This window comes from Nonomuraea sp. NPDC049141 (assembly GCF_040648415.1).
Classification (GTDB): domain Bacteria; phylum Actinomycetota; class Actinomycetes; order Streptosporangiales; family Streptosporangiaceae; genus Nonomuraea.
On the sequence record NZ_JBEZDR010000017.1, the window covers coordinates 166,763 to 179,702 of the forward strand.

At 71.4% G+C, this 12,940-nt stretch carries 12 protein-coding genes; 1 reads left to right on the forward strand and 11 read right to left on the reverse strand.

The genetic code is table 11. The features are described from left to right. Nucleotides 1–202: 202 nt before the first annotated feature. On the forward strand, nucleotides 203–673 hold the full coding sequence (locus AB0B91_RS42115) for an NUDIX domain-containing protein (protein WP_358332679.1): 471 nt from the start codon (nucleotides 203–205) through the stop codon (nucleotides 671–673). 233 nt (nucleotides 674–906) lie between these two features. On the opposite strand, the gene AB0B91_RS42120 is transcribed toward AB0B91_RS42115, so the two are convergent. The 11 genes from AB0B91_RS42120 to AB0B91_RS42170 all read right to left on the reverse strand — a co-directional run bounded on the left by AB0B91_RS42120 (nucleotide 907) and on the right by AB0B91_RS42170 (nucleotide 12,919). Next, the gene (locus AB0B91_RS42120; protein ID WP_358332682.1) at nucleotides 907–1,161 is read right to left on the reverse strand and encodes an antitoxin; all 255 of its coding nucleotides are present in this window, start codon (nucleotides 1,159–1,161) and stop codon (nucleotides 907–909) included. A gap of 163 nt (nucleotides 1,162–1,324) precedes the next feature. Then, nucleotides 1,325–1,909, reverse strand: a complete 585-nt coding sequence (locus tag AB0B91_RS42125; protein ID WP_358332685.1) for a class I SAM-dependent methyltransferase — start codon at nucleotides 1,907–1,909, stop codon at nucleotides 1,325–1,327. A gap of 255 nt (nucleotides 1,910–2,164) precedes the next feature. Continuing rightward, on the reverse strand, nucleotides 2,165–4,771 hold the full coding sequence (gene acnA, locus AB0B91_RS42130; protein WP_358332688.1) for an aconitate hydratase AcnA: 2,607 nt from the start codon (nucleotides 4,769–4,771) through the stop codon (nucleotides 2,165–2,167). A 40-nt stretch (nucleotides 4,772–4,811) separates the two neighbouring features. Beyond that, nucleotides 4,812–5,165 (reverse strand): putative quinol monooxygenase, encoded by a 354-nt coding sequence (locus AB0B91_RS42135; protein WP_358332690.1) that lies wholly within the window; start codon nucleotides 5,163–5,165, stop codon nucleotides 4,812–4,814. Continuing rightward, nucleotides 5,153–6,208, reverse strand: coding sequence for an Ldh family oxidoreductase (locus tag AB0B91_RS42140; RefSeq protein WP_358332693.1), 1,056 nt, complete (start codon nucleotides 6,206–6,208; stop codon nucleotides 5,153–5,155). The genes AB0B91_RS42135 and AB0B91_RS42140 overlap by 13 nt, the downstream gene beginning before the upstream one ends. Before the next feature lies 1 nt (nucleotide 6,209). Further along, nucleotides 6,210–6,896 carry a 3-oxo-tetronate 4-phosphate decarboxylase gene (otnC, locus tag AB0B91_RS42145; protein WP_358332696.1) on the reverse strand — a complete coding sequence of 229 codons (687 nt, stop codon included), beginning with the start codon at nucleotides 6,894–6,896 and terminating at the stop codon, nucleotides 6,210–6,212. Next, nucleotides 6,893–8,347, reverse strand: a complete 1,455-nt coding sequence (locus AB0B91_RS42150; RefSeq protein WP_358332699.1) for a four-carbon acid sugar kinase family protein — start codon at nucleotides 8,345–8,347, stop codon at nucleotides 6,893–6,895. Before AB0B91_RS42150 ends, otnC begins: the two co-directional genes overlap by 4 nt. After that, nucleotides 8,344–8,991 carry an aspartate/glutamate racemase family protein gene (locus tag AB0B91_RS42155; RefSeq protein WP_358332702.1) on the reverse strand — a complete coding sequence of 216 codons (648 nt, stop codon included), beginning with the start codon at nucleotides 8,989–8,991 and terminating at the stop codon, nucleotides 8,344–8,346. Before AB0B91_RS42155 ends, AB0B91_RS42150 begins: the two co-directional genes overlap by 4 nt. Beyond that, on the reverse strand, nucleotides 8,988–10,058 hold the full coding sequence (locus AB0B91_RS42160; protein WP_358332705.1) for an isocitrate/isopropylmalate dehydrogenase family protein: 1,071 nt from the start codon (nucleotides 10,056–10,058) through the stop codon (nucleotides 8,988–8,990). The genes AB0B91_RS42155 and AB0B91_RS42160 overlap by 4 nt, the downstream gene beginning before the upstream one ends. Before the next feature lie 13 nt (nucleotides 10,059–10,071). Then, on the reverse strand, nucleotides 10,072–11,181 hold the full coding sequence (locus AB0B91_RS42165; RefSeq protein WP_358332708.1) for an ABC transporter ATP-binding protein: 1,110 nt from the start codon (nucleotides 11,179–11,181) through the stop codon (nucleotides 10,072–10,074). After that, nucleotides 11,174–12,919: an iron ABC transporter permease gene (locus AB0B91_RS42170; protein ID WP_358332710.1), complete on the reverse strand. Its 1,746-nt coding sequence runs from the start codon at nucleotides 12,917–12,919 to the stop codon at nucleotides 11,174–11,176. The genes AB0B91_RS42165 and AB0B91_RS42170 overlap by 8 nt, the downstream gene beginning before the upstream one ends. Nucleotides 12,920–12,940 lie beyond the last annotated feature (21 nt).

The following is a 12,940-nucleotide window of genomic DNA, read 5'->3' on the forward strand; positions in this document are numbered from 1 at the left end:
GACCTCGCTTTCAGGGCGCTTCGCGCTTTGGCGCTTCGGGCTGTGTTTTGTGGGGGGCTCGGGGGGGCTGCCGCCCCCTCACACTCCCCGGCCCCCAATCGAATCGCGTGACAGCAGTGCCTTGGTGACTCCAATGGCCAGAAGGGCACCATGTCCTCAAGCCGTGTGGAAGCAGTCTCGACTCCCCGGCGAGGAGCGGTAAGTGGCCCGCACCGAGTACTACGACGACCCTGACGCTCCCGAGCCGAACAGCCTGGTCGTGGGGGTGTCCGCCGTGGTCGTCGACGACGGAGGGCGAATCCTCCTGCAAAGGCGCACCGACAACGGGCTGTGGGCGTTGCCCGGAGGTGGGATGGACCTCATCGAGTCGGTGCCGCAGGCGGCCGTACGGGAGGTGAAGGAGGAGACCGGATACGACGTCGAGGTGAGCGGGATGGTCGGCCTCTACACCGACGCCCGGCACATCATCGCCTACAGCGACGGAGAAGTGCGCCGCCAGTTCAATATCTGTCTGACGGCACGCGTCATCGGTGGAGCGCTCGCGATCAGCGACGAGTCAACCGACGTCCGCTGGGTCAGCCCAGATGAGATCGAGGAACTGCCCATGCACGACACCCAACGACTCCGGATCGAGCACTTCCGCCAAGGAAAGGCGACGCCCTACATCGGGTGAAGCGGGCCGCTCCGGACCTTATAGCGCGCTTGGCTGGCTTGGTCGAGAGTTCGGACGGTTGGTCCCGGGGACCTACCGGCGTCGCCCGCCAGGCCGCCTCGTCCTGCGGGGTCGCGGGCTTGACGCCGAAATCCTGCCGGATGCGCCAGCCGGCCGGCTCCGGATCGGTCCATCCGTGACACGTCAATTCCCGCCGCAGCAGCGGATTCGCCACTGCGCGGCACCGCACGTCGTTAGTCCGGGCGCTGACCAGGCTGCTGTGGCGGTGGCTGCGGAGGCTGCGGGCTTGGCGGCTGCTGGCCCTCTGGCTCGCCTCCGCCGTAGCGGCGCTGCGCCTCGTCCACGCCCTTCTCGATGTGCTGGTCGTACTTGTGGCCGGTCCGCTCCTTGGCGAACCGCTCGGCGCGATCCAGCACCTTGTCAGCCTGCTTGGAGTGCCCTCTCGCCAGGTCCTCGGCCTTCTTCAACCATTCCGCGATGCGGCTCATGGCTGTGCCCCCTTCTCGTGCCTTACAGTTGCCCCCTACCCGGAGTCGGCGCGAGGTCACACCTCGCGCCGATCGCCAGCACGACCGCCACTGCCACTGCCGCGGTTCCGTCCGCGACTAGCGAACGGAACCGCATCAGAAGAGCACTTCAACCGTCTGGCTCTCAGCGCCGCAGTGCGACCAGTTCGCCCTTGCCCACGTTGATCGTGGTGACGGTCAGGCGCGGCTCCCGTTGGAGGAGGTCGTGCAGTGGGGCGATCTCCTCGGGGTGGGACAGGGCGTTGTCGGCCACGAGCACGCCGCCCTGCCGCAGCACCCGGTAGGGATGCGGCCACCAGGAGGGGTACTCGACGCGTTCGGCGTCGAGGAAGAGCAGGTCGACCGCGCCGTCCGGCATCCGGGCGAGCGCGGCGCCCCCGTCCTCGACGCGGAACTCGACGTGATCGGCCAGCCCCGCCTCGGCGACCGTGCGGCGGGCGTGCGCCTGGGCCTCGGGGTCGGTGTCGAGGCTGAGGAGGTGCCCGCCGACCGCCCGCGCGGCGTCGGCCAGCCACAACGTGGACACGCCCCGCGAGGTGCCGATCTCCACGATGATCCGTGCCCCTGCGCTCTGGGCCAGGAACCACAGGAACTCCCCGGCGTCGGGCTCCAGCACCCGCCACCGGTCCAGCCGGTCCTCCTGGCCGGCGTCGTGCTGGGCGGCGGCCGTGTTCAGCTCCGCGATGATCTTCCTTAGCGTGGCATCCATAGCAGGATTCTGCCTGGGGCCCGTCACGTGGTCACCGGCGCCATCCCCTGCTCCCGGTAGCCCGTCGGCCAGGCAGCGCAGCATCCGACTCAGCGGACGCCCGTCCGGCGACCTCGTCGTGTCGGCCGACGTCACTGCCCAGTGCGTCCCAAAAGCCAACCGACGTGTCCCGCAGGCCAACCAGCACGTCCCACAGGCCAACCAGCGCGCCCCCGAGGCCAACCAATGTGTCCCGCAGGCCGAACAGCGTGGCCCTCAGGCCAAGAGGCCCCGCAGGACATAGGGCATGATGCCGCCATGCCGGTAATAGTCGGCTTCCCGTCTCGTGTCGAGGCGGACAGTCACCTGGAAGGCGATGTCACCGGCGGTGACGGTCAGCGTGGGCGGAACCAGGCCGTCGCCGATCGGGCCGAGGCCGCGGATCGTGATGATCTCCCGGCCCGTCAGTCTGAGCTCGTCGGTGCCCTCGCCAGGCATGAACTGCAGCGGGAGGATACCCATGCCCACCAGGTTCGAGCGGTGGATGCGCTCGAACGACTTGGCGATGACGGCCCGCACGCCCAGCAGCGCGGGGCCCTTGGCGGCCCAGTCGCGGGAGGAGCCGGCGCCGTAACCCTCCCCGGCGAGCACCACGGCCGGGACCGACGCCGCCCGGTACGCGCAGGCGGTTTCGTAGACAGTGGTGATCGTGCCGCCGTCGAGGAAGTTCGGGGTGAACCCACCTTCGGTGCCGGGGACGAGCTGGTTGCGCAGCCGTACGTTGGCGAAGGTGCCGCGCATCATCACATCGTGGTTGCCACGCCTGGAGGCGTAGGTGTTGAGCCGGCCACGTGGCACGCCCAGCCCGGTGAGGTAGCGGCCGGCGAGACCGGCGGGCGGGATCGCCCCGGGGGGCGAGATGTGGTCGGTGGTGATGAAGTCGCCGAGTTTGACCAGTACGCGGGCGTCGGCGATGTCGGTGACGGGCGGTGGTTCGAGGGGCATGCCCGCCACGTAGGGGGCGCGGCGCACGTAAGTGGATGCGGGGTCCCAGGGGAAGGTGGCGGAGCTTTGAGTCTCCAGCCGTTGCCAGCGTTCGTCGCCGTCGAACACGTCGGCATAGGCGCGGGTGAACATCGACGGCTGGATCACCTGCTCGACCACGCCGCGTACCTCGTCCGCCGTCGGCCAGAGATCCCGCAGGTAGACAGGCCGGCCCGCGAGGTCCGTGCCGAGGGGTTCGGTGGTGAGGTCGAGGTCCATCGTGCCGGCGATGGCGTAGGCGACGACGAGCGGGGGCGAGGCCAGGTAGTTGGAGCGAACCTCCGGCTGGATGCGGCCCTCGAAGTTGCGGTTGCCCGACAGGACCGCGGCCACGTCCAGGTCGTGCTCGGCCACCGCCCTGGACACCTCCTCGATGAGCGGCCCCGAGGCGCCGATACAGGTCATGCAGCCGAACCCGGCCAGGTGGAAGCCGAGTTCCTCCAGGTAGGAGGTCAGGCCCGCCACACCGTAGTAGTCCATGACGACGCGCGAGCCGGGCGACAGGGTGGTCTTCACCCAGGGCTTGGCACGCAGGCCGCGCCGGACGGCGTTCCTGGCGAGCAGCCCGGCGGCGACCATGACCGAGGGGTTGGAGGTGTTGGTGCAGGAGGTGATCGCGGCGATGGCGACGGCTCCATGGCCGATCTCCTCGCCGCTCTCCCCCAGCCTGGCCCGCACCTCGGGCCGTGCCTGAGCCCGGAAGGCGGCTTTGGCGGCGTCGAGCGGGACGCGGTCCTGCGGCCTGCGCGGCCCCGCGATGGACGGCACGACGGTGGCCAGGTCGAGGTCGAGGTCGGCGGTGTAGCCGGGCGGCGACTGCGGATCGTGCCACAGCCCCTGCGCCCTGGCGTAGGACTCGACGAGGTCCGCGTGTTCGGCGGCGCGGCCGGTGAAGCGCAGGTAGCGGATGGTCTCCGCGTCGATGGGGAACAGCGCGGCGGTGGAGCCGAACTCGGGGCTCATGTTGGAGATGGTCACCCGGTCGGTCACCGGCAGCGCGGTGACGCCCGGGCCGTGGAACTCGACGATCTTGCCGACCACGCCGTGCGCGCGTAGCAGCTCGGTGAGGGTCAGGACGAGGTCGGTGGCGGTGGCGGCCGGAGGGAGCGCGCCGTGCAGGCGTACCCCGACCACGTCGGGCACGACGATGGACACCGGCTGGCCGAGCATCGCCGCCTCGGCCTCGATACCGCCGATCCCCCAGCCCAGCGTGCCGATCCCGTTGACCATCGTGGTGTGCGAGTCGGTGCCCAGGCACAGGTCGGGGAACGCCGCGCCGTCCTGGCGCATCACCACGCGGGCCAGGTGTTCCACGTTGATCTGGTGCATGATGCCCTTGCCCGGCGGCACCACGGTGAAGCCGCGCAGCGACGCCTGGCCCCAGTGCAGGAACCGGTAGCGCTCGGCGTTGCGCTCGTACTCCAGCTCGGCGTTGCGGGCCAGGGCACCGGGGCGGCCGAAGGCGTCAGCGATGATGGAGTGGTCCACGATGAGTTCGGCGGGGATGGCCGGGTTGATGCGGTCTGGATCGCCGCCGAGCTCCGCCATCGCGTCGCGCATGGCGGCCAGGTCGGCGAGCGCGGGCACGCCGTTGGTGTCGTGCAGGAACACCCGGGCGGGGTGCAGGTCCACGGCCGCGGCCCGGTCCGCGCGCGGCTCCCATCCGGCCACGGCCCGTACCTGCTCGGCCGGAGCGCCGTGCCGCAGCAGGTTCTCCAGGATGATGCGCAGGCTGTACGGCAACCGGGGCGGGGCGAGATCAGAGACGCGGTGGATCCGCCACTCGCGGGACCCCACACGCAAGAACTCGTCGTCTTCGGACGTCACCGGCCTGTTCATGAGGCCTCCTGCTCGGAGGGCGCCTTGGTGGGTATCGCAGTCATGATGATCTTTCTCCGCTGTGGTCGCCGGTGTCGGCAGCGGCCTCGGGCAGGTCCTCGGGGAAGGCAGGCGTCCAGAAGCTGTTCAGGTGCGTGCCGGACTCGACGCATTCGGCGGCCACGGTTCGCCAGGCGGGATAGTGCGGCGCGGAGCGGTGCTCCACGGTGAAGGCCGCTTCGTCGCGGTAGATCTCGTACAGGGTGAACCGGTGCGAATCCTCGTGACCGCGCAGCACGTCGAAGCGCAGGCGGCCGGGTTCGCGGCGGGTGGCGCGGGCGTTGGCCTCGATGCCGTCGAGGAAGGCGGCGAGATGGCCGGGGCGTACCCGCAGGTGCACGATCACGACGAACATACGCTCATCCAGTCGGGCAGCGGGATCGCGCCTGCCTTGGCCAGCCGTTCGAGGCCGCGCAGGGTCCGCTCGGGCAGCCGCACTCCGGCAAGGGCGGCCTCGGCGGCGTTGCGGTCCTCGATCTCGCCGGGGTAGAAGATCTCGTCGAAGCCGGGAGCCCGCGGCACGGCCTTGGTGCGGTCGATGAGGTCGTCGAGCCGGTGGGCGTAGTCGGCGGGGTCGGCGACGGCGTCGAGGCGGAGGGCGAGCAGCAGGTGGCCGCAGCCGGAGCGGCGGTCGGGCACGTAGGGGCCGGTCACGTCGGTGGCGTAGGAGCTGCCGGTGAGCACGCCGGACAGCACGTCCATCATGAACGAGATGCCGTATCCCTTGTGCCCGGCCATGGGCAGGATGAGCCCGTCGATCGCCTGGCGCGGGTCGGTGGTGGGGGTGCCGTCCGCGGTCTGGGCCCAGCCGTCGGGGATGGGCTGCTCGCGTTCCAGCGCGGCGTAGATCTTGCCGCGGGCGACCGTGGTGTTGGCGATGTCGAGCACGACCGGACCGAAACGCCCGCCGGGAACCGCGATGGACCACGGATTCGCGCCGACGCTCTTCTCCCGGCCGCCCCACGGGGCCATGGCGGGGCTGCCGTTGGTGGTCAGCAGGGCGACGCAGCCCTCGGCGGCGATCATGCGGGTGAAGTAGGCGGCGGTGCCGAAATGGTTGCTGTCGCGGACCGCGACCATGCCGACTCCGTGCTCGGCGGCGCGGCGTACGGCGTCGCGGGCCGCGTACGCGGTGACGACCTGGCCGACACCGTCCCGGCCGTCCAGAACGGCCACGGCGCCGCCGTCGATGACGGTCGCCACGTCGGTCACCGCACGCATGGCGCCGGAGCGCAGGCGGTCGGCGTACCACTCCAGGCGCAGCATGCCGTGCGAGGGGTGTCCCTGCATGTCGGCCGTGACCAGGCTGTCGGCCACCAGCCGGGCGTCCGGCTCGGGGACGCCGAGCGAGGTCAGAATGGCGGTCCCGAACGCGACCAGGTCGGACGGCGGGATCATGTCACCTTCCCTTTCTTACGGAGGACTGCCGCCCGCGCGGGTCCTTACGGAGTACGGCGGCCGACGCGGGCGGTTCCTCACGGAGTGCGGCGGCCTGCGTGGGTGTCAGGGGGCGGATGGGGCGGTCGCGCAGCAGCAGCCACAGTCGCGCGGTCTCCTCCAGCTCCTCCACGACATCGGCGGCGGTCGCCAGGTCCGCGCCCGCGACGATCGGACCGTGGTTGGCCAGCAGCAGGGCGTGCGCGTCGCGGGCGGCCCGCTCGGCGATCGGCCCCAGCGCCGGATCACCGGGCGCGTGGTACGGCAGCAGCGGCAGCCGCCCCACCCGCATCACGTAGTAGGCGGTCAGGGGAGGCAGCGCGTCGTCCGGATCGAGCCCGTCGTGGCAGGACACGGCGACGGAGTGGGTGCTGTGCAGGTGAACCACCGCGCCGGCGTCCGGGCGGGCGCGGTAGAGAGCGGCGTGCAGGAACGCCTCCTTGGACGGACGCGGGCCGTCCAAGTGGTCGCCCGCGAGCCCGACGAGGGACAGCCCACCGGGCGAGAGGTCGCCCAGCGACCCGCCGGTCGGCGTGATCAGGAAGCCGTCGCCGGCGCGGGCACTGATGTTGCCGGTACGCCCGTGCGTCAGCCGCCTGCGGAACAGGGACGCGCCCAGCTCCGCGATCCGAACGGATATGTCGGTCATGTCGTCTCCACGGCCTGGACCAGGAGGTCAGGACGGCCGAAGTTGCCGGATTTGAGCAGCAGCGCCAGCGGCCGGTCGCCCGTGGTGAGCAGCCACGGCACGCCCGGGTCCGCCTCGGCGCCCACGATCACGCCGGTGACGCCGAGCGCATTGACCACGGCGCCGGAGGTCTCGCCGCCCGCGACGACGAACCGGCGCGCGCCGAGCTCGGCGGCGCGCGCTGCGACGGCGGCCAGCGCCCGCTCCAGAGGCTCAGCCGTGCCCGGCGAGCGCTCCTCGGGCGGGGCCGACGAGTAGACCATGACCGGACCGCCCGCGCCGAAGTGGCTCTCCAACCACTGGATCGCCTCCTCGACCAGGCCGCCGTTCTCGGGACGGAGCCGATAGGAGGGCATCCGCTCGCGGGCCCGCGCCACCTGCTGAAGGGTGGCCGCCGAACAGCTCCCCGCGAGCACCACACTGGGCCCCACCGGCAGCTCGGGCATCCCGACCGCACTACCCGAGCTGGTCGCCCCAGACACCGCGACCTCGCCGGGCACCTGGACCACATCAGACGCCCCGGTCTCCCCGGTCGCGCCGGACACCCCGCTCGGGCCGGCCACCCCATCCGGAGCGGCCACCCCGGTCGGGCCGGACATCCCGACTGCGGCAGGCGCCCCGATCGGGCCGGTCGCCCCGGTCGAGCCGGTCGTCGTTGTCGGGGCTGACACGCCGGGAACGCCCGTGGGGCCGGGCGCGACAGCCGCCAGGAGTGTGCCTGCCGCGCGGCCCAACCCTGCCGCGCCGGTGATGACCGGCAGGTGGGCGGTGGCGCGGGCGATCGTGTCGAGGTCGTGGTCGTCGATGGCGTCGGTCACGGCATGGCGGACGCCGCGCGCCTCCAGGTCGTCCAGGGCCGCGCGTACGGCGTCGGCTCCGCGCGCGACCACCGCGTGCGGGACCAGCGCCACAGGGTGCGGCGTCTGCCGTCCCAGCACCCGTACCAGGTCCGGGTCGGTCATCGGGGTGAGCGGGTGGTGCCGCATCGGCGACTCCGACAGCAGCCGGTCACCGACGAACAGATGCCCCTGATAAACGGTGCGGCCGTGCTCCGGCGAGGCCGGACAGGCGACGGTCAGCCGCGCCCCTGCCGCCTCAACCAGCGCGTCGGCGACCGGGCCGATGTTGCCGTCGTCGGTGGAGTCGAAGGTGGAGCAGTACTTCACGTAGATGCGACCCACGCCCTGCCCGGCCAGCCACAGCCACGCGGCCAGCGACTCCGCCACGGCCGTCTCCACCGGCACGGAACGGGTCTTCAGCGCGATCACGACGGCGTCGCAGTCCGGAACAGCCGTCCCGTGCGGTGGCGTGCAGAACAGCAGGACCGTGCGCAGCCCCGACCGCCGCAGCGCCGCGGCGACGTCGGTGCCGCCGGTGTAGTCGTCGGCGACGCAGCCGAGCGAAGGGCTCATACCAGCGCCTCGCGCAGCGCCCGCGCCGCCATGAGCGGTGGGCTGAGCACCGGCACGCCGAGCCGGTCGGCCAGTTCGGCGTGCACAGGGCTGATCGAGTACTGGCCGAGCAGGACCAGCTCGGCCAGGCCGAGCGAGGGCTCGGCGGCCCGCGCGAGCGCGTCCACCAGGGCCGGCCAGTCGCGCACAGCGGCTGCGGCGGCGGCCCCGGGCGCCGCGACCCCCTTCACCTCGACGCCCTCGACGACACGCTGTAGCCGCCGCGCCGAATCCGCCGCCGCCGAGTCGAGTGAGCCGAGCACGAGGACCTTGCCGGGGCGCCGCTGGGCGACGTCGGCGAACATCGCCTCGTCCGAGCCTGTCACCGGTACGTTGTGCAACCGCCGCGCCAGCTCGGCGGCGGGGCCGTACATCGAGCAGGACAGCAGCACGGCGTCCGCGCCGCCGCGCACCGCGTAATCGATGAGGGCCAGCATCCGGCGGGTCAGAGCGGGCGTCATCCCCCCTGCCGCGTCCGCCTCCGTCACGAGCCGGTCGTCCATCAGGTGCCAGGCGGCGGCCTCGGGGAATCCTTGGCCGAGCCCGTCGGTGGCGGGCCGCATGGAGGCGGGCGTGGCGTTGACGACCGCGACCGTGAAGCTCATCGCTTCACACCGGCCGCGACGGCCTCGGCGAACGCGCGGGTGCCCGCCGTGCCGCCCATGTCGCGGGTACGGGTGCCGGAGCGGACGGTGTCGGCGACCGCCGCCTCGATCAGCGCGGCGGCCTGGCTCAGCGTGGCGTCCTGGTGGCGGGTGGCGAGCCAGTCGAGCAGCATGGCGCTGGACAGGATCATCGCGATCGGGTTGGCCAGGTCCCGTCCGGCGATGTCGGGGGCCGAGCCGTGGGCGGCCTGGGCCATGGCGCGCTCGTTGGAGGCGTTGATGGACGGGGCGATGCCGAGTGAGCCGGCGATCTCGCCCGCCAGGTCGGACAGGATGTCGCCGAACATGTTCTCGGTGACGATGACGTCGAAGTCGTCGGCCCGGCGCACCAGGTGGACGGTCATCGCGTCGATGTGGAAGTCGTCCACCGTGACGTGCGGGTAGCGGGCGCCCACCTCCTGGCAGACGTCGCGGAACAGGCCGGTGGTCATCTTCAGCACGTTCGCCTTGTGCACGATGGTGAGCTTGCCGCGCCGGCGGGAGGCGAGTTCGAAGGCCTCGACGGCGATCCGCTCGACCGCGGGCCGGGTGATGATCCCCATGGCGATGGCCACGTCGGGGGTGGGCATGAACTCGCCGCTGCCCTTGTAGGTGCTGCGGTCGGCGTAGAAGCCCTGGGTGTTCTCCCGGACGATGACCAGGTCGGTGCCCGGGACGACCGCGTCGGCCCCCTCGAACGACTTGGCCGGGCGGATGTTGGCGAACAGGTCGAAGTGCTTGCGGATGGTGCCGCTGGGATTGAGGCGGGAGCGGTGCGGCTCGGGGTAGGCGGCGCTGTCGTGCGGGCCGAGCAGCCAGGCGTCCAGCCCGGCGAGCGCGGTCAGCGTCGAGTCCGGTACGGCGTCCCCGTGCGTGTCGATGGCCGAGCCGCCCAGCGGCAGCTCCACCCACTCGACCGGTGACGCACCGGCCGCCGCGAGCGCGGCGTCCACGACCAGAACCGACGCGGGGACGATCTCGGGGCCGATGCCGTCACCTTCGAGTACGCCAAGACGGTAAGAGGTCACGTTTTGTCCTTCTTCAATCGGTGACGGTGACGAGTGCCTGCACGTCCTGAGGCAGGACGCCGGTGGTCGGGTAGACGAGGCAGGCCGCGGGCTCGGCGAGGAGGGTGACCTCTCCGGCCAGGCCGGGGCGGGCGCTCTCGACCTGGATGATCTGGTTGCCCAGGCGGAGGCCGTACTCGTAGCGGGAGCCGATGTAGGAGCTGGTGAGCACCTGGGCGGTGAGTACGTTCACGCCGTCGGGGGTCGCACGTCCGGTGGGCAGGATCTCCAGCCGTTCGGGGCGGACGGCCACGCTGACCGCCTGCCCGGTGGCCGCGGCGCCGGGCTGGACGGTGATGGTCTGGCCGGTGCAGTCCAGCCGCACTTCCTGCGGGCCGGTCGCCGTGCCGGTGAGGAAGTTGCACCGTCCGACGAAGGCGGCCACCTCCGCGGTGGCGGGCGTCTCGTAGATCTCCATGGGGGTGCCGATCTGCACCATGTCGCCCTTGGACATCACCGCGATGCGGTCGCTCAGCGCCAGGGCCTCCTCCTGGTCGTGGGTGACGTAGACGGTGGTGATGCCGAGCTCCTCCTGCAGCCTCTTGAGCCAGGCGCGGGCCTGCTCGCGCAGTTGCGCGTCGAGGTTGGACAGCGGCTCGTCCAGCAGCAGCACGCTGGGCGAGTAGACCAGGGCGCGGGCGAGGGCGACGCGCTGTTGCTGGCCGCCGGAGAGCTGGTGCGGGTAGCGGTCCTTCAGCTCGGCCAGGCCCACCTTGCCCAGGGCCTCGGTGATGAGCTCGTCCTGCTTGCGCCGGTCGACTTTGCGGATCTTGAGGGGCATGGCCAGGTTCTGGGCGACGGTCATGTGCGGCCACAGCGCGTACGACTGGAACACCATCCCGAGGTTGCGGCCCTCGGGCGGCACGAACGTGCCCGCGTCGACGAAGGTGGCCGCTCCGACGGCGATGCTGCCGTCGGTCGGCCGCTCCAGCCCGGCGATGCAGGCCAGCGTGGTGGACTTGCCGCAGCCGCTGGGGCCCAGCAAGGTGAAGAACTCGCCGTCGGCGATGGTGAAGGTGATGTCACGCAGAACGGCGTTGTCGCCGAACTGCTTGCACAGGCTGGTGACCTTGACCTCAGGCATCGTTGCGTCCCTTGAGAAGTAGTCCGGCGAGTCCGACGAAGGTCGCCGTGATGGCGATCTGCAGGCTGGCCAGCGCGGCCACGGAGCCGGTGTTGCCCTGCACCCACAGTTCGAGCATCGTCGTGCCGATGATGTTGGAGTCCGCCGAGCCCAGGAACACCGCGGGCGAGTACTCCTTGAGCAGCGTGACGAACGTCAGGATCAGCGCCCCGGCGAACGCCGGCCGCAGCAGCGCGGCCAGGATGCGGGTGAACGTACGCACCCAGTCGGCTCCCGACACCCGGGCGGCGTTGTCGAGCTCCCGGCCGATCTGCATGACCGACGGGGAGATCGAGCCGAACCCGCTGGGCAGCGCGCGCAGCCCGAAGCCGATGATCAGCGCCCACAGCGTGCCCTGGATGAGGGAGCCCAGCCCGAAGGGGGCGAAGGCCAGCGCCCAGAACAGGCCGATGCCGACGATGATGCCGGGCATCGCCTGCGGGGCGAGCGCCAGGTACTCGACCGCGCGGGCGAAGCGGAAGGTCGAACGCCGCGACACCATCACCGCCAGCAGCGACAACGCGCTCACCAGGACGGCGCCGACCGAGGCCACGATGAGGCTGTTGACGATGGACTGCACGTACACCGGATAGGTGAAGATCCGCTCGTAGTTGTCGCCGGTGAGGGTCTTGAACGGCGACTGCAGCGGCGTGAAGATCTGCGTGAACGAGCGGAAGATCAGCCCGCCGATGGGCACCAGAGCGCCCATCACCACGTAGAAGCCGATGACGGCCACGCTCAGCCACTTCAGCCAGCCCAGGTCCAGGCGGCGCGGACGGGTGGCCTTCCCGCGTACGGAGACGAACCGCTGGGCGTTCTTCAGCAGCTTGGCCTGCAGGGCGACCAGGCTGATCGTGACCAGCAGGATGATGGCCGAGGCCGCGCCGAGCACTCCGTAGTCCGGGCTGATCGACTGCAGGCCGTTGCGATAGAGGAAGGTGGAGAAGACGTCGATCCCCACCGGCTGGCCGAACAGCAGCGGCACGCTCAGCGTCTCGACCGCCATGCTGATCACCAGGATCGAGCTGTAGACGATCGGCGGGCGCAGCAGCGGCAGGACCACCGACCGCAGGATCCGCAGCGGGCCCGCCCCGCACACCTGCGCGGCCGACTCCAGCGAGGCGTCGCTCTGGCGCAGCGCGTTGGCGCAGAAGGTGTAGGCGATGGGGGCCAGCGCCACCGCCTCGGTCACCGCCATGCCGGGGATGGAGTACAGGTTCCACGGCAGGAAGCCGAGGGCCCTGCGTACCTCGACGCTGACGAACCCGGCCGGGCCGTACATGGTGATCCAGCCGAAGCCGAGGATCAGCGAGGAGATGAAGAACGGCCACTGCATGGCGGCGGCGAACACCCGGCCGCCGGGCAGCTTGGTGCGGACCACCACCACGGCCATCGGCACCGCGATCAGCAGGCTGAGCACGGTGGTGAGCCCGGCGAACAGCGCCGTGTTGAGCACGACGCGGCCGAAGCCCGCCTCGGTGAACAGCCGCACGTAGTTGCCGGCGCCCAGGACGCCGCCCGCCTCGTACAGGGGGCGGTCCAGGAAGGACTGGTACAGCGTCGGGACGACCGGCGCCAGCACCAGGACGGCGAGCAGGACCAGCACGCCGTACTGCAGCCAGGTCTCCCGGGCCAGCCCCAGCGGCCTGCGGTAGCGCGGCGGGGGCTCCGCCTGACGCGGCGGGGACAGGGTGGTCATCTCGATCCTTTCGCCTGCCGG

Coding starts and splice junctions, on each gene's coding strand:
- AB0B91_RS42170 (WP_358332710.1), bottom strand. CDS start 12,919: ATGACCACCCTGTCCCCGCCGCGTCAGGCGGAGCCCCCGCCGCGCTAC.
- AB0B91_RS42155 (WP_358332702.1), bottom strand. CDS start 8,991: ATGAGCTTCACGGTCGCGGTCGTCAACGCCACGCCCGCCTCCATGCGG.
- acnA (WP_358332688.1), bottom strand. CDS start 4,771: ATGAACAGGCCGGTGACGTCCGAAGACGACGAGTTCTTGCGTGTGGGG.
- AB0B91_RS42140 (WP_358332693.1), bottom strand. CDS start 6,208: ATGATCCCGCCGTCCGACCTGGTCGCGTTCGGGACCGCCATTCTGACC.
- AB0B91_RS42120 (WP_358332682.1), bottom strand. CDS start 1,161: ATGAGCCGCATCGCGGAATGGTTGAAGAAGGCCGAGGACCTGGCGAGA.
- AB0B91_RS42135 (WP_358332690.1), bottom strand. CDS start 5,165: ATGTTCGTCGTGATCGTGCACCTGCGGGTACGCCCCGGCCATCTCGCC.
- AB0B91_RS42150 (WP_358332699.1), bottom strand. CDS start 8,347: ATGAGCCCTTCGCTCGGCTGCGTCGCCGACGACTACACCGGCGGCACC.
- AB0B91_RS42125 (WP_358332685.1), bottom strand. CDS start 1,909: ATGGATGCCACGCTAAGGAAGATCATCGCGGAGCTGAACACGGCCGCC.
- AB0B91_RS42165 (WP_358332708.1), bottom strand. CDS start 11,181: ATGCCTGAGGTCAAGGTCACCAGCCTGTGCAAGCAGTTCGGCGACAAC.
- otnC (WP_358332696.1), bottom strand. CDS start 6,896: ATGACCGACATATCCGTTCGGATCGCGGAGCTGGGCGCGTCCCTGTTC.